We start from the raw sequence: 17,169 nt of genomic DNA, 5'->3' as shown, positions 1-17,169 counted from the left end.
GCCACGTGCCCACCGGTACGTGGCGCGTGTGGTGAGGAGAGTCTTTTGAGTCATCCGCATCCTGAACTGGGCCGTCCCCCGGCGCTTCCCGAAGGTGGCCTGCGGGTCACCCCCCTCGGCGGCCTCGGCGAAATCGGCCGCAACATGACGGTCTTCGAATACGGCGGCCGTCTTCTGATCGTCGACTGCGGAGTGCTCTTCCCCGAGGAGGAGCAGCCCGGAATCGACCTGATCCTGCCGGACTTCTCGTCCATCAGGGACCGCCTCGACGACATCGAGGGCATCGTCCTCACCCATGGTCACGAGGACCACATCGGCGGCGTCCCCTTCCTCCTCCGGGAGAAGCCGGACATCCCGCTGATCGGCTCCAAGCTGACCCTCGCCCTCATCGAGGCCAAGCTCCAGGAACACCGCATCCGCCCGTACACCCTGGAGGTGGCGGAGGGGCACCGCGAACGCGTCGGCCCCTTCGACTGCGAGTTCGTCGCGGTCAACCACTCCATCCCGGACGCGCTGGCCGTCGCCATCCGCACCCCCGCGGGCATGGTCGTCCACACCGGCGACTTCAAGATGGACCAGCTTCCGCTGGACAACCGCCTCACGGACCTGCACGCGTTCGCCCGGCTCAGCGAGGAGGGCATCGACCTCCTGCTCGCCGACTCGACGAACGCCGAGGTCCCGGGGTTCGTTCCGCCGGAGCGGGACATCTCCAACGTCCTGCGCCAGGTCTTCGCCGGCGCCCGCAAGCGGATCATCGTGGCGAGCTTCGCCAGCCATGTGCACCGCATCCAGCAGATCCTGGACACCGCGCACGAGTACGGCCGCCGGGTCGCCTTCGTCGGCCGTTCCATGGTCCGCAACATGGGCATCGCCCGGGACCTCGGCTATCTCAAGGTCCCGCCGGGTCTCGTCGTGGACGTCAAGGTGCTCGACGACCTGCCGGACAGCGAGGTGGTCCTGGTCTGCACGGGCTCCCAGGGCGAACCGATGGCCGCCCTGTCCCGCATGGCCAACCGGGACCACCAGATCCGCATCGTCAACGGCGACACGGTGATCCTGGCCTCGTCCCTCATCCCGGGCAACGAGAACGCGGTGTACCGCGTGATCAACGGCCTCACCCGCTGGGGCGCCCACGTCGTCCACAAGGGCAACGCCAAGGTCCATGTCTCGGGCCACGCCTCGGCCGGTGAGCTGCTGTACTTCTACAACATCTGCCGCCCGAAGAACCTGATGCCGGTCCACGGCGAATGGCGCCATCTGCGCGCCAACGCCGAGCTGGGCGCCCTGACCGGCATTCCGCACGACCACATCGTCATCGCCGAGGACGGCGTTGTCGTCGACCTCGTCGAGGGCAAGGCGAAGATCTCCGGCAAGGTCCAGGCGGGATACGTCTACGTCGACGGCCTCTCGGTCGGCGATGTCGGCGAGCCGGCCCTCAAGGACCGCAAGATCCTCGGCGACGAGGGCATCATCTCGGTCTTCGTGGTCATCGACTCGTCCACCGGCAAGATCACCGGCGGTCCGCATGTCCAGGCCCGGGGCTCGGGCATCGAGGACTCGGCCTTCGCCGCGGTGCTCCCCAAGGTCACGGAAGTACTGGAACGCTCGGCCCAGGACGGGGTCGTCGAGCCGCACCAGCTCCAGCAGCTGGTGCGCAGGACCCTCGGCAAGTGGGTCTCGGACACCTATCGGCGTCGTCCGATGATCCTCCCTGTCGTCGTGGAGGTCTGACGGCCCGTCGGGTATCCGACAGCGCCAACCCGGAGCGGGGCGCCACGATTTGCATCGCGGCGCCCCGCTCCAGTACGTTTACACCTCCGCTCGGACGGGCACCCGACCACTTCGTGGATCGGAGTCGGCCCCGGAGGGCGGGAATTCCGACTCAGAATCTCTGATAAAGTCGGAGCCGCCGGAAAGGGAAACGCGAAAGCGGGAACCTGGAAAGCACCGAGGAAATCGGGTCGGAAAGATCTGATAGAGTCGGAAACGCAAGACCGAAGGGAAGCGCCCGGAGGAAAGCCTGAGAGAGTTTCTCGGGTGAGTACAAAGGAAGCGTCCGTTCCTTGAGAACTCAACAGCGTGCCAAAAGTCAACGCCAGATATGTTGATACCCCGACCTGTATCGGTTGATCCGATCGGGTTGAGGTTCCTTTGAAATACAACAGCGAGGACGCTGTGAACGGTCGGATTATTCCTCCGACGGTTCCGCTCCCGTGATGTTGGAAAGCATTCACGGAGAGTTTGATCCTGGCTCAGGACGAACGCTGGCGGCGTGCTTAACACATGCAAGTCGAACGATGAACCACTTCGGTGGGGATTAGTGGCGAACGGGTGAGTAACACGTGGGCAATCTGCCCTGCACTCTGGGACAAGCCCTGGAAACGGGGTCTAATACCGGATACTGACCTTCACGGGCATCTGTGGGGGTCGAAAGCTCCGGCGGTGCAGGATGAGCCCGCGGCCTATCAGCTTGTTGGTGAGGTAATGGCTCACCAAGGCGACGACGGGTAGCCGGCCTGAGAGGGCGACCGGCCACACTGGGACTGAGACACGGCCCAGACTCCTACGGGAGGCAGCAGTGGGGAATATTGCACAATGGGCGGAAGCCTGATGCAGCGACGCCGCGTGAGGGATGACGGCCTTCGGGTTGTAAACCTCTTTCAGCAGGGAAGAAGCGAAAGTGACGGTACCTGCAGAAGAAGCGCCGGCTAACTACGTGCCAGCAGCCGCGGTAATACGTAGGGCGCAAGCGTTGTCCGGAATTATTGGGCGTAAAGAGCTCGTAGGCGGCTTGTCGCGTCGGTTGTGAAAGCCCGGGGCTTAACCCCGGGTCTGCAGTCGATACGGGCAGGCTAGAGTTCGGTAGGGGAGATCGGAATTCCTGGTGTAGCGGTGAAATGCGCAGATATCAGGAGGAACACCGGTGGCGAAGGCGGATCTCTGGGCCGATACTGACGCTGAGGAGCGAAAGCGTGGGGAGCGAACAGGATTAGATACCCTGGTAGTCCACGCCGTAAACGGTGGGCACTAGGTGTGGGCAACATTCCACGTTGTCCGTGCCGCAGCTAACGCATTAAGTGCCCCGCCTGGGGAGTACGGCCGCAAGGCTAAAACTCAAAGGAATTGACGGGGGCCCGCACAAGCGGCGGAGCATGTGGCTTAATTCGACGCAACGCGAAGAACCTTACCAAGGCTTGACATACACCGGAAACGGCCAGAGATGGTCGCCCCCTTGTGGTCGGTGTACAGGTGGTGCATGGCTGTCGTCAGCTCGTGTCGTGAGATGTTGGGTTAAGTCCCGCAACGAGCGCAACCCTTGTCCCGTGTTGCCAGCAAGCCCTTCGGGGTGTTGGGGACTCACGGGAGACCGCCGGGGTCAACTCGGAGGAAGGTGGGGACAACGTCAAGTCATCATGCCCCTTATGTCTTGGGCTGCACACGTGCTACAATGGCCGGTACAATGAGCTGCGATACCGTGAGGTGGAGCGAATCTCAAAAAGCCGGTCTCAGTTCGGATTGGGGTCTGCAACTCGACCCCATGAAGTCGGAGTCGCTAGTAATCGCAGATCAGCATTGCTGCGGTGAATACGTTCCCGGGCCTTGTACACACCGCCCGTCACGTCACGAAAGTCGGTAACACCCGAAGCCGGTGGCCCAACCCCTTGTGGGAGGGAGCTGTCGAAGGTGGGACTGGCGATTGGGACGAAGTCGTAACAAGGTAGCCGTACCGGAAGGTGCGGCTGGATCACCTCCTTTCTAAGGAGCACATGGCCGACTGCAAGCGCATGTCTTGCACGGTTGCTCATGGGTGGAACGTTGACTATTCGGTCCGGACTCGGGCCGGTGGCTGTCAGTACTGCTCTTCGGAGTGTGGAAGGCATGATCATCGGACGGGTTTGGGCCGGGCACGCTGTTGGGTGTCTGAGGGTATGGCCGTGAGGCTGCCTCAGTTGCCGGCCCCAGTGAACTTGTCGTGAGTGGCAGGGTGATGGGTGGTTGGTCGTTGTTTGAGAACTGCACAGTGGACGCGAGCATCTGTGGCCAAGTTTTTAAGGGCGCACGGTGGATGCCTTGGCACCAGGAACCGATGAAGGACGTGGGAGGCCACGATAGGCCCCGGGGAGTCGTCAACCAGGCTTTGATCCGGGGGTGTCCGAATGGGGAAACCCGGCAGTCGTCATGGGCTGTCACCCGCTGCTGAACACATAGGCAGTGTGGAGGGAACGCGGGGAAGTGAAACATCTCAGTACCCGCAGGAAGAGAAAACAACCGTGATTCCGGGAGTAGTGGCGAGCGAAACCGGATGAGGCCAAACCGTATGCGTGTGAGACCCGGCAGGGGTTGCGTGTGCGGGGTTGTGGGATCTCTCTTTTACGGTCTGCCGGCCGTGAGACGAGTCAGAAACCGTTGATGTAGGCGAAGGACATGCGAAAGGTCCGGCGTAGAGGGTAAGACCCCCGTAGTCGAAACATGAGCGGCTCGTTTGAGAGACACCCAAGTAGCACGGGGCCCGAGAAATCCCGTGTGAATCTGGCGGGACCACCCGTTAAGCCTAAATATTCCCTGGTGACCGATAGCGGATAGTACCGTGAGGGAATGGTGAAAAGTACCGCGGGAGCGGAGTGAAATAGTACCTGAAACCGTGTGCCTACAAGCCGTGGGAGCGTCGGACGTCAAGCTTGCTTGGTGTCTCGTGACTGCGTGCCTTTTGAAGAATGAGCCTGCGAGTTTGCGGTGTGTTGCGAGGTTAACCCGGGTGGGGTAGCCGTAGCGAAAGCGAGTCCTAAGAGGGCGTTTGAGTAGCACGCTCAAGACCCGAAGCGGAGTGATCTAGCCATGGGCAGGTTGAAGCGGCTGTAAGAGGTCGTGGAGGACCGAACCCACCAGGGTTGAAAACCTGGGGGATGACCTGTGGTTAGGGGTGAAAGGCCAATCAAACTCCGTGATAGCTGGTTCTCCCCGAAATGCATTTAGGTGCAGCGTCGTGTGTTTCTTGCCGGAGGTAGAGCACTGGATAGGCGATGGGCCCTACCGGGTTACTGACCTTAGCCAAACTCCGAATGCCGGTAAGTGAGAGCGCGGCAGTGAGACTGTGGGGGATAAGCTCCATGGTCGAGAGGGAAACAGCCCAGAGCATCGACTAAGGCCCCTAAGCGTACGCTAAGTGGGAAAGGATGTGGAGTCGCACAGACAACCAGGAGGTTGGCTTAGAAGCAGCCATCCTTGAAAGAGTGCGTAATAGCTCACTGGTCTAGTGATTCCGCGCCGACAATGTAGCGGGGCTCAAGCGTACCGCCGAAGTCGTGTCATTCATACTATAGGGCCAACGCCTGTATGGATGGGTAGGGGAGCGTCGTGTGCCGGGTGAAGCAGCCGTGGAAGCGAGTTGTGGACGGTTCACGAGTGAGAATGCAGGCATGAGTAGCGATACAAACGTGAGAAACGTTTGCGCCGATTGACTAAGGGTTCCTGGGTCAAGCTGATCTGCCCAGGGTAAGTCGGGACCTAAGGCGAGGCCGACAGGCGTAGTCGATGGATAACCGGTTGATATTCCGGTACCCGCTGTAGAGCGTCAGACACTGAATATCGTGATGCTAAGGCTGTGAAGCCGCCCTGGAGCCTTCGGGCAAAGGGGAGTGGTGGAGCCGCTGAACCGAGCGGTTAGTAGGTGAGTGATGGGGTGACGCAGGAAGGTAGTCCATCCCGGGCGGTGGTTGTCCCGGGGTAAGGGTGTAGCCCGTCATCCAGGTAAATCCGGGTGGCATGTGGGTGAGACCTGATGCCGAGCCGATTGTGGTGAAGTGGATGATCCTATGCTGTCGAGAAAAGCCTCTAGCGAGTTTTATGGCGGCCCGTACCCTAAACCGACTCAGGTGGTCAGGTAGAGAATACCGAGGCGTTCGGGTGAACTATGGTTAAGGAACTCGGCAAAATGCCCCCGTAACTTCGGGAGAAGGGGGGCCACACCTGGTGATGATCTTTACGGTCTGAGCTGGGGGTGGCCGCAGAGACCAGCGAGAAGCGACTGTTTACTAAAAACACAGGTCCGTGCGAAGCCGTAAGGCGATGTATACGGACTGACGCCTGCCCGGTGCTGGAACGTTAAGGGGACCGGTTAGTCATATTTCGGTGTGGCGAAGCTGAGAACTTAAGCGCCAGTAAACGGCGGTGGTAACTATAACCATCCTAAGGTAGCGAAATTCCTTGTCGGGTAAGTTCCGACCTGCACGAATGGCGTAACGACTTCTCGACTGTCTCAACCATAGGCCCGGTGAAATTGCACTACGAGTAAAGATGCTCGTTTCGCGCAGCAGGACGGAAAGACCCCGGGACCTTTACTACAGTTTGATATTGGTGTTCGGTTCGGCTTGTGTAGGATAGCTGGGAGACTGTGAACTTTGGACGCCAGTTCAGGGGGAGTCGTCGTTGAAATACCAGTCTGGTCGTGCTGGATGTCTAACCTGGGTCCGTGATCCGGATCAGGGACAGTGTCTGATGGGTAGTTTAACTGGGGCGGTTGCCTCCTAAAGAGTAACGGAGGCGCCCAAAGGTTCCCTCAGCCTGGTTGGTAATCAGGTGTTGAGTGTAAGTGCACAAGGGAGCTTGACTGTGAGACCGACGGGTCGAGCAGGGACGAAAGTCGGGACTAGTGATCCGGCGGTGGCTTGTGGAAGCGCCGTCGCTCAACGGATAAAAGGTACCCCGGGGATAACAGGCTGATCTTCCCCAAGAGTCCATATCGACGGGATGGTTTGGCACCTCGATGTCGGCTCGTCGCATCCTGGGGCTGGAGTCGGTCCCAAGGGTTGGGCTGTTCGCCCATTAAAGCGGTACGCGAGCTGGGTTTAGAACGTCGTGAGACAGTTCGGTCCCTATCCGCTGTGCGCGTAGGAGTCTTGAGAAGGGCTGTCCCTAGTACGAGAGGACCGGGACGGACGAACCTCTGGTGTGCCAGTTGTCCTGCCAAGGGCATGGCTGGTTGGCTACGTTCGGGAGGGATAACCGCTGAAAGCATCTAAGCGGGAAGCCTGCTTCGAGATGAGGGCTCCCACCCACTTGATGGGGTAAGGCTCCCAGTAGACGACTGGGTTGATAGGCCGGATCTGGAAGCACCGTGAGGTGTGGAGGTGACCGGTACTAATAGGCCGAGGGCTTGTCCTCAGTTGCTCGCGTCCACTGTGTTGGTTCTGAAACCACGAACAATCTGACTGTGTTGGTCACCGGTTGGTTGTCTGTTTCATAGTGTTTCGGTGGTCATGGCGTAGGGGAAACGCCCGGTTACATTTCGAACCCGGAAGCTAAGCCTTACAGCGCCGATGGTACTGCAGGGGGGACCCTGTGGGAGAGTAGGACGCCGCCGAACAATTATTCAAAGGGTTGGACCAGGAACTTCGGTTCCTGGTCCAACCCTTTTTTGTTTCCCGTCACTTGAAGTTCACGTTACGCTACGACCATCGCCCCTATGGGTACCGCAGCAATGCTCAGGGCCGCCGGCGTAGGAGTCGGCGACGAGGTCGTCGTATCCGCCTTCGGCAACGTGGAAGTCGCCGAAGCCGTGGCCCAGGCCGGCGCGTTGCCGGTGTTCGCCGACATAGACGCGGCGACGTACTGCCTGGACGCCGCCGCCGTCGAGGCGGCGTTGACGCCTCGGACCGCGGCCGTCGTCACCGTGCACCGCTTCGGGCGGCCGGCCGACATGGGCCCCCTGCACACGGTGGGACAGCGGCACGGACTGCTCGTACTGGAGCAGGCCGATTCCGAGGTGCCGTACGACGAGATAGCGCAGCGCAGGCAGCGTGCCGCCTATCTCGACGGGAAGTTGAGGGGCGTGCGGCCCCCGGACTGGGGCGACGGGCACACCTATCAGCAGTACGTGGTGCGAGTGCCGGGCAATGGCCGGCCCGACCGGGACGCGTTCGCGCGGGCGGTAAGGGCACGGGGAGTCGAATGCCGCGTGCCGGTGAAGACGCCCGTGCATCGGATGCCGGCCTTCCGGCGATACGTGTCGTTGCCGGAGACGGAGCGGGCCGTCGACGAGACGCTCGCGCTGCCCGTCGAGGCCTCGTTGACCAAGCGCGACATGCAGCGGATCGTCTCCGCGTGCAATGCGCTCGGCGGACTGCTCCAGCCCGCTTTCTGAAGTCCGTGGTTGGGAGCACCGGCCTGCTCGGGGTATGATCTACTCCGTCGCCGCGAGGAAACCTCGAAAGCGACCGGCCCCTATAGCTCAGTCGGTAGAGCGTCTCCATGGTAAGGAGAAGGTCAACGGTTCGATTCCGTTTGGGGGCTCCACAGCAAAGGCCCCGCCCAATCGGGCGGGGCCTTTCGCATGCCCGGAAACCCGGTCACCGGGCCCGCGGACCCAGACCTAGTCCGTGTGGGGCTCGGGGACGCGCATCGCGAGAATCGCCATGTCGTCGGACGGGGCGTCGGACGCGAAGCGCTCCACCGCGCGCATGATGCGGGCGGCGACCGCGCCCGCGGTCAGGCCCGTGCAGGTGGTGAGGACATCGGCGAGGCCGTCGTCACCCAGCATGCGCGTGCCCTCGCGGCGCTCGGTGACGCCGTCCGTGACACAGAGCAGGACGTTGCCCGGATCGAGGGTGACCGTCTGCTCGTACAACTCCAGATCCTCGATGACGCCGAGGAGCGGCTGAGGCTCGGCGGCCGGTTCGACCGTGCCGTCCTGGCGAAGCCGGAGCGGGAGCGGATGACCGGCGCAGACCACCTTCAGCTCCGCGCTGCCGTCCTCCTGCGGGCGCATCTCGCCGTACAGCAGGGTGAGGAAGCGGCTGCGGGCGCCCTCGTCGAGGATGGCGGAGTTGAGGCGCTCCAGTACCGCGGGGCCGTTGAGACCCTCGCGGGCCAGCAGGCGCAGGGCGTGCCGGGCCAGGCCCGTGACCGCCGCCGCGTTCGGGCCCGTACCGCAGACGTCGCCGATGGCGAAGCCGTAGGCGCCGTCGCTGATGGGGAAGAGGTCGTAGAAGTCGCCGCCCACCTCATTGCCCTCCCCGGCCGCGCGGTAGATGACCTCGACCTCGACGCCGTCGATCAGGGGCAGCTCGGGCGGCAGCAGGCTGCGCTGGAGGGACTGGCTGATGGCCGTGCGCTCCGAGTACAGCCGGGCGTTGTCCAGGGCCAGGGCGGCCCGGCGGGAGAGGTCCTCGGCGAGTTCGAGGATCTCCTGGCGGAAGTGGTCGTCGGTGGGTTTGCCCAGGGTGAGCATGCCGATGACGCGGTTGCGGGCGACCAGCGGGAGCACCACGGTCTCGCCGCCCACCGCGGCGGCGGTGGCCAGGGTCGGGCCGATGCCGGTGCTCAGCTGGTGGGTCGAGCCGCCGCTGAGGCCCAGGTCGCGCATGGAGGTGCGCAGCGCCGCCTGGTGGGCCATCTCGGAGGGGGCCGTCCAGACACGGGCGCCCGGGGTCGGTACCGGGTCGGGCGGGGCGATCTTCGACAGCAGGGACTTGATGCCGTCGATGAGTTCCTCGTCCTCGTGCAGGACGTAGGACAGGTACGGGTCCGAGGCCTGGTCGGCGATGGTGTAGACGGCACACCAGGTGGCCAGGGTCGGGACCGTCATCTGAGCCATCAGGGCCAGCGTCTGATCGCGGTCCAGGGTGCCCGCGAGGAGGTCGGAGGCCTCGACGAGGAAGCTGAGCGAGCCGCGCCGCAGCCGCTCCAGCTCGCCCAGGCGTGCCGATTCGACGGCCAGGGCGATGCGGTCGGCGGCGAACTGGAGGCGCAGCGCCTCCTCGTTGGAGTACCGGCCGGGGGACTCGGCCGCGACGCCGAGGGAGCCGGTGAGGCGGCCCTCGACCTTGAGCGGGACGGTGACGACTGAGCGCATGCCCGTGCTGTTGAGCAGCGGGACCGTGCCGGGAACGGCCTCCAGGTCGTCGTGGACGGCGGGCATGCGCGCCGAGCCGTAGCGGCCGGGGCCGGCCTCGACGGGGACGCGGGCGAAGCGCTGGCGGGCGGAGGGCAGGCCGGTGGAGGCGCGCACCTCCAACTCCGTCTCGTCGTCGGTCGCGAGGAGCAGGAAGGCGGCGTCGGCGTCGAGCATGTCGCGGGCGCGCTCGACCGTGCGCTGGAGCAGGCCGTCGAGGTCGTCCGGGGCGGGGGAGCCGATGAACACCTCGAAGGGGTCGGCGCTCTGGCCCTCGGAGGACGAGGAGTCGGACGGCACGCGCAACGGGGTCTGCAGCACCGCGCGTTCGTGGTCCCGGACGAGGAGGCAGACCGTGGAGGGCTCGCCGCCGGCGTCGCGGACCCGGAGGTGGGAGGCGTAGACCGGGGTGACGCGGCCGCTGGCGCTCCTTATGCCGTAGCTGCCCTCCCAGCGGGAGAGCCGGAGCGCCTCGGCGATGCCGGTGCTGGTGCCCGGGGTGTGCGGCCAGGCGGCGAGGTCGGTCAGCGGCTTGCCGACGACCTGGTCCGCGGGGTAGCCGAAGAGTTCCTCGGAGTCCTCGTTCCAGGATGTGACGGAACCGGAGCGGTCGATCTGGACGACGGCCACCCGGACCCGGCCGTCGGCGAGCGGCAGCAGGTGGGCCGGGAGGGAGGGGCCGGCGGCGCGGGTGCCGACCGGGCGCTCGGGCAGGTGGAGGTGGAACCAGACGTTCTTGAGCGTGGGCGTGTACTCGACACCCCAGCGGTCGGCCAGGGCCGCGCACAGCTGGAGGCCGCGGCCGCCCTCGCGGTCGAGGTTGCCCATGTTCGCGGGGGAGCCCTGGAGGGGCACCTCGCGCTCCGGGTAGTGGTCGGCCACCTCGATCCGTACGCCGTCGTCGCTGCGCAGGCACACGACATCGGCGGTGGTACCGGCGTGCACCACGGCATTGGTCACCAGTTCGCTGGTGAGCACCACGGCGTCGTCGACGATGTCGGCATGGCCCCAGCCCTGGAGGGTGTCCCGGACGAAGGACCGGGCACTGGCCACGGACCGTCCGACGGGCTCGAAACTGGCGGCCGCGCGCGCGGTGATCACAGAATTCCTCGACCCTCTCTCCCCGGGCACGCCCTCATGGCCGACCGGCTCGTGCCGCTGCTGCGGCAGTCCGCCCGTCGACCCGGGATCCGGGGGCTGCTCCCCCGGGATCAGTCCGGTGGTCATTCCGGCCGCCCCTCCGATGCCCGCTCGTCTCCGTGCCACCGTCCAGGCCGGACGGACCGGCTCGGCTGGACAGCCGCATGCAAGGTTACTTACCTTCCCCGCCCCCGCGGATGCCGGTCTGCAGTGTTTCCGCCCAGAGGGTGTGCGGACGATGTGCGAAGCTGCCGAACTGTTATGGCCTGGTTCGGTCGAGGTGAAACACTGGGCAGGCTTCCCATGAAGGTCCGGGCAGGTGAATGCGCCCCCGGTGGGTTGGGCAGCAGCCCTGGAAGCGGTCAGGCGTGCCGGGCCGGACCGCTCAGGGCAGCACACGAAAGTACGCGGCAGTAACCGGTCCGCCGAGCGATGGCGGCCGGGCACAGCAGTATCGGTCGACCCCTGCGGGAGGGACACAGTGGAGTCTGGCGCAGCGACGCGGGCCACGAAGACGCGCGCGAAAGGCGGACAGTCCCTGAGCAACCAGGGCAGAACGCGGGGTGGCAGTACGACCGTGGACACAGTCGCGCTGAATCGGTTGCTCGCGGCTCTCGTGTCCATGCGGGAGGGGAACTTCCGCAAACGGCTCACGGTCTCCGGCGACGGCGTGATGTCGGAGATCGCGGCTGTCTTCAACGAGGTGGCCGACCGCAATCTGCACCTCACGGGTGAGCTGGCGCGGGTGCGGCGCATGGTCGGGCGTGAGGGAAAACTCACGGAGCGGCTGGAGACGGGCGCCTGCGAGGGATCCTGGGCGACCGCGATCGACCATTCGAACGCGCTCGTGGACGACCTCGTGCGGCCGGTCTCCGAGGTCAGCCGGGTGCTGTCGGCGGTGGCGGACGGTGATCTGTCGCCCCGCATGGAGCTGCGGACGCAGACGGACGAGGGCACCGGGCATCCGCTGCGCGGTGAGTTCCTGAAGGTCGGCCGGACCGTGAACAACCTGGTCGACCAGTTGTCGACGTTCACGGACGAGGTCACGCGGGTGGCCAGCGAGGTCGGCACCGAGGGCAAGCTGGGCGGGCAGGCGCAGGTGCGTGGCATGTCCGGTTCGTGGAAGGACCTGACGGACTCCGTCAACACGATGGCGTACCGGCTCACCGCCCAGGTGCGGGACATCGCGCTGGTGACGACGGCGGTGGCCAAGGGCGATCTGTCCCGGAAGGTCACGGTTCACGTGGCCGGTGAGATGCTGGAGCTGAAGAACACCGTCAACACGATGGTGGACCAGCTCTCCGCCTTCTCCTCCGAGGTGACGCGCGTCGCCCGGGAGGTGGGCACCGAGGGCGCCCTGGGCGGGCAGGCCCAGGTGCCGGGCGTGGCCGGGGTGTGGAAGGAGCTGACCGACTCCGTCAACACCATGGCCGGGAACCTGACGGCCCAGGTGCGTGAGATCTCCCATGTGACCAGCGCGGTCGCCAACGGGGATCTGTCGAAGAAGGTGACGGTGCCGGCCCGTGGCGAGGTCGCGCAGCTCGCCGAGACGATCAACCAGATGACCGAGACGCTGCGGATCTTCGCCGACGAGGTCACGCGCGTGGCCAACGAGACCGGCGGCGAGGGACAGCTCGGCGGCCAGGCGAACGTGCCGGGTGCGGCCGGCATCTGGAAGGACCTGACGGACTCCGTCAACACCGTCTTCCGGAACCTGACCACCCAGGTGCGCGACATCGCCGCGGTGACGACGGCCGTGGCCAGCGGTGATCTGTCGCAGAAGGTCACCGTCGACGTGGCCGGCGAGATGCTGGAGCTGAAGAACACCGTCAATACGATGGTCGACCAGCTGTCCGCCTTCGGTGCCGAGGTCACGCGGGTGGCCCGTGAGGTCGGTGTGGAGGGCGAGCTGGGCGGGCAGGCCCAGGTGCCGGGTGCGGCGGGGACCTGGAAGGACCTGACGGACTCCGTCAACACCGCGTTCCGCAACCTCACCGGTCAGGTGAGGAACATCGCCCAGGTGACGACGGCGGTGGCCAACGGCGACCTGTCGCAGAAGGTCACCGTGGACGTCTCCGGCGAGATGCTCCAGCTGAAGAACACCGTGAACACGATGGTGGACCAGCTCTCCAGCTTCGCCGACCAGGTCACCCGGATGGCCCGGGACGTGGGCACGGAGGGCCGCCTGGGCGGTCAGGCCCGGGTCGACGGCGTGTCGGGCACCTGGAAGGAGCTGACCGACTCCGTCAACTCGATGGCCGGCAATCTCACCTCCCAGGTCCGCAACATCGCCCAGGTGACGACGGCCGTGGCGCGGGGCGACCTGTCCCAGAAGATCGACGTCGACGCGCGCGGGGAGATCCTGGAGCTGAAGAACACCATCAACACGATGGTGGACCAGCTGTCCTCCTTCGCGGAGCAGGTCACGCGGGTGGCCCGCGAGGTGGGCACCGAGGGCCGTCTCGGCGGTCAGGCCCAGGTGCCCGGGGTCGCGGGTGTGTGGCGCGACCTGACCGACTCCGTGAACGGGATGGCCGGCAACCTGACCGCGCAGGTGCGCAACATCGCGCAGGTCGCGACGGCGGTGGCCCGCGGTGACCTGTCCCAGAAGATCACCGTGGACGCGCGCGGGGAGATCCTGGAGCTGAAGAACACCCTGAACACGATGGTGGACCAGCTGTCGTCGTTCGCCCAGGAGGTCACGCGCGTCGCGCGCGAGGTGGGCACCGAGGGCATCCTCGGCGGCCAGGCGGAGGTGCAGGGCGTCTCCGGCACCTGGAAGGACCTCACGCAGTCCGTGAACGGCATGGCCAACAACCTGACCATGCAGGTGCGCAACATCGCCGAGGTCACCACCGCGGTCGCCAAGGGCGACCTGTCGAAGAAGATCACCGTCGACGCCAAGGGCGAGATCCTCGAACTGGTCACCACCGTCAACACCATGGTCGACCAGTTGTCCTCCTTCGCCGAGCAGGTCACGCGGGTGGCCCGTGAGGTGGGCACGGAGGGCATCCTCGGCGGCCAGGCGCACGTGCCCGGTGTCGTGGGCATCTGGAAGGACCTCAGCGACAACGTCAACCTGATGGCGAAGAACCTCACCGTCCAGGTGCGGAACATCTCCCAGGTGGCCGCGGCCGTCGCCAACGGCGACCTGACGCGGACGGTGACGATCGAGGCGCGCGGTGAGGTCGCGCAGCTCGCCGAGACGTTCAACACCATGGTGAAGACGCTGAGTTCCTTCGCCGACCAGGTCACCAAGGTGGCCCGCGAGGTGGGTACGGACGGCATTCTCGGCGGCCAGGCGCACGTCCCGGGCGTGTCGGGCACCTGGAAGGACCTCACCGAGTCGGTGAACCAGATGGCGTCCAACCTGACCGGTCAGGTGCGCAACATCGCCATGGTCACCACGGCCATCGCCAAGGGCGACCTGACCAAGAAGATCGACATCGACGCGCGCGGCGAGATCCTGGAGCTGAAGACGACCATCAACACGATGGTCGACCAGCTGTCCTCCTTCGCGGAGGAGGTCACCCGGGTGGCCCGCGAGGTGGGCACCGAGGGCCAGCTCGGCGGCCAGGCGCGGGTGCGGGACGTCGACGGCACCTGGCGCGACCTGACCGAGTCCGTGAACGAGATGGCCGGCAACCTCACCCGGCAGGTCCGCGCCATCGCCCGGGTGGCGACCGCGGTGACGCGCGGCGACCTGAATCTGAAGATCGACGTGGACGCCTCCGGCGAGATCTCCGAGCTTCAGGACTACATCAACAAGATGATCGCCAACCTGCGCGACACCACCATCGCCAACAAGGAACAGGACTGGCTCAAGGGCAACCTGGCCCGCATCTCCGGACTGATGCAGGGCCGCCGGGACCTCCAGGACGTGGCCTCGCTGATCATGAGCGAACTGACTCCCGTGGTCTCCGCGCAGCACGGCGCGTTCTTCCTCGCGATGCCCCTGGTCGACGGCCAGGACCAGGCCGGCGTCGAGACCGACCCGTACGAGCTGCGCATGCTGGGGTCGTACGGCTACTCGATGGGCTCCATGCCCACCTCGTTCCGGCCGGGGGAGGCGCTGGTCGGCACGGCCGCCCAGGAGAAGCGCACGATCCTCGTGGAGAACGCGCCGAGCGGCTATCTGAAGATCTCCTCCGGACTCGGCGAGGCCCCGCCCGCCCAGGTGATCGTCCTGCCGGTGCTGTTCGAGGGGCAGGTGCTCGGTGTCATCGAGCTGGCGTCCTTCTCCCCGTTCACGCAGATCCAGAAGGACTTCCTCAACCAGATCGCCGAGATGATCGCCACCAGCGTCAACACCATCTCCGTGAACACCAAGACGGAGGTGCTGCTGAAGCAGTCGCAGGAGCTGACCGAGCAACTGCGGGAGCGGTCGGAGGAGTTGGAGCAGCGGCAGAAGGCGCTCCAGTCCTCCAACGCCGAACTGGAGGAGAAGGCCGAGCTGCTGGCACAGCAGAACCGCGACATCGAGGTGAAGAACACCGAGATCGAGGAGGCGCGGCAGGTGCTGGAGGAGCGGGCCGAGCAGCTCGCGGTCTCCATGCGCTACAAGAGCGAGTTCCTGGCCAACATGTCGCACGAGCTGCGTACGCCGCTCAACTCGCTGCTGATCCTGGCCAAGCTGCTCGCCGACAACGCCGACGCGAACCTCTCCCCGAAGCAGGTCGAGTTCGCCGAGACGATCCACGGCGCCGGCTCCGACCTGCTCCAGCTCATCAACGACATCCTCGACCTGTCGAAGGTCGACGCGGGGAAGATGGACGTTTCCCCGACGCGCATCGCACTCGTCCAGCTGGTCGACTACGTGGAGGCCACCTTCCGGCCGCTGAGCGCGGAGAAGGGCCTGGACCTGTCGGTGCGGGTGTCGCCCGGGCTGCCCGCCACCATGCACACCGACGAGCAAAGGCTGCTCCAGGTGCTGCGCAACCTGCTGTCCAACGCGGTGAAGTTCACCGACTCGGGCTCCGTCGAGCTGGTCATCCGGCCGGCCAGGGACGAGGTCCCGCGGGCCATCCGGGAGCAGTTGCTGGAGGCCGGTTCGATGAACGACCCGGACGCCGAGCTGATCGCGTTCTCCGTGAGCGACACGGGCATCGGGATCGCGGCCAGCAAGATGCAGGTGATCTTCGAGGCGTTCAAGCAGGCCGACGGCACCACCAGCCGCAAGTACGGCGGCACGGGCCTGGGGCTGTCCATCTCGCGGGAGATCGCGCAGTTGCTCGGCGGGGAGATCCACGCGCAGAGCGAGCCGGGCCGCGGCTCGACCTTCACGCTCTATCTGCCGCTGCACCCGGGCGAACTGCCCCCGCACGGCTACGCGCAGACCATGCCGCCCCCCGAGGCGGACGAGCTGCCGGCGTCCTCGGGGCCCGTGGCCGAACTGCCCGGGGCGCCGACCGAGGCGCCGGCCGAGGTGGAGTCGTACCAGGGCTCGCGGAAGGAGGCACTGTTCCGGGGGCGTCCCCAGGCCGGCGAGGAGAGCGGGGAGCGGCCCGCGGCGCGGGAGCGGCAGTCGGAGGCCGGGCCGGAGGCGGCGCCCCGCCCGCACCGCGCGATCCGGTTCGGCGGGCAGAAGGTGCTGATCGTCGACGACGACATCCGCAACGTCTTCGCGCTCACCAGCGTCCTCGAGCAGCACGGCCTGTCCGTGCTGTACGCCGAGAACGGCCGCGAGGGCATCGAGGTCCTGGAGCAGCACGAGGACGTGGCGGTCGTCCTGATGGACATCATGATGCCCGAGATGGACGGATACGCGACGACGACGGCGATCCGCCGGATGCCCCAGTTCGCCGGGCTGCCGATCATCGCACTGACCGCGAAGGCGATGAAGGGCGACCGGGAGAAGGCGATCGAGTCGGGCGCGTCCGACTACGTGACGAAGCCGGTCGACCCCGATCACCTGCTGGCGGTCATGCAGCAGTGGATGCGGGAGGAGTGAGCGCGGGACCGGCGGGGCGGCGCGCGGCGGGTCCGGACGCCGTGTCCGTAGTACCTTCGAACGCGGTGTCCGAAGGTACTGCGGGGTCCGCGGCGCGTACCGGTACCTCCTGTGCGGCGCGCTCGGGCGGTGTGCGAACGTGGGGTGTGCGGACACGGCGGGAACCTTCGGGGTCCGCGCCGAGTTGCCG

General features: G+C 65.7%; 4 protein-coding genes, 1 tRNA gene and 3 rRNA genes. 7 read left to right on the top strand and 1 reads right to left on the bottom strand.

Features of this window, described 5'->3' with window-relative positions; genetic code table 11:
• The first annotated feature begins 45 nt into the window (after positions 1–45).
• The 6 genes from AC4IHM_RS08230 (at position 46) to AC4IHM_RS08205 (ending at position 8,292) form a co-directional block, all read left to right on the top strand.
• Positions 46–1,731 carry a ribonuclease J gene (locus AC4IHM_RS08230; protein ID WP_490866426.1) on the top strand — a complete coding sequence of 562 codons (1,686 nt, stop codon included), beginning with the start codon at positions 46–48 and terminating at the stop codon, positions 1,729–1,731.
• A gap of 498 nt (positions 1,732–2,229) precedes the next feature.
• A 16S ribosomal RNA gene (locus AC4IHM_RS08225) occupies positions 2,230–3,756 on the top strand.
• A gap of 283 nt (positions 3,757–4,039) precedes the next feature.
• A 23S ribosomal RNA gene (locus AC4IHM_RS08220) occupies positions 4,040–7,161 on the top strand.
• A gap of 85 nt (positions 7,162–7,246) precedes the next feature.
• Positions 7,247–7,363, top strand: a 5S ribosomal RNA gene (gene rrf, locus AC4IHM_RS08215).
• Together the 16S, 23S and 5S rRNA genes form the textbook arrangement of a ribosomal RNA operon.
• A 114-nt stretch (positions 7,364–7,477) precedes the next feature.
• Positions 7,478–8,140 (top strand): DegT/DnrJ/EryC1/StrS family aminotransferase, encoded by a 663-nt coding sequence (locus AC4IHM_RS08210; RefSeq protein ID WP_490870785.1) that lies wholly within the window; start codon positions 7,478–7,480, stop codon positions 8,138–8,140.
• Positions 8,141–8,216: 76 nt separating this feature from the next.
• Positions 8,217–8,292: transfer RNA gene (locus tag AC4IHM_RS08205), tRNA-Thr, on the top strand.
• 76 nt (positions 8,293–8,368) lie between these two features.
• On the opposite strand, the gene AC4IHM_RS08200 is transcribed toward AC4IHM_RS08205, so the two are convergent.
• Positions 8,369–11,116: a SpoIIE family protein phosphatase gene (locus AC4IHM_RS08200; RefSeq protein ID WP_490866425.1), complete on the bottom strand. Its 2,748-nt coding sequence runs from the start codon at positions 11,114–11,116 to the stop codon at positions 8,369–8,371.
• 394 nt (positions 11,117–11,510) lie between these two features.
• Here AC4IHM_RS08200 and AC4IHM_RS08195 point away from each other — a divergent pair, with 394 nt between their 5' ends.
• Positions 11,511–16,979: a HAMP domain-containing protein gene (locus AC4IHM_RS08195; protein ID WP_490866424.1), complete on the top strand. Its 5,469-nt coding sequence runs from the start codon at positions 11,511–11,513 to the stop codon at positions 16,977–16,979.
• The last annotated feature ends 190 nt before the right edge of the window (positions 16,980–17,169 follow it).

The sequence above is a fragment of the Streptomyces sp. SL06 genome, from assembly GCF_058244745.1.
Note: the sequence above shows the minus strand (reverse complement) of the source record. Positions and strands in the feature narration are given on the sequence as shown.

Coding starts and splice junctions, on each gene's coding strand:
- AC4IHM_RS08210 (WP_490870785.1), top strand. CDS start 7,478: ATGCTCAGGGCCGCCGGCGTAGGAGTCGGCGACGAGGTCGTCGTATCC.
- AC4IHM_RS08200 (WP_490866425.1), bottom strand. CDS start 11,116: ATGACCACCGGACTGATCCCGGGGGAGCAGCCCCCGGATCCCGGGTCG.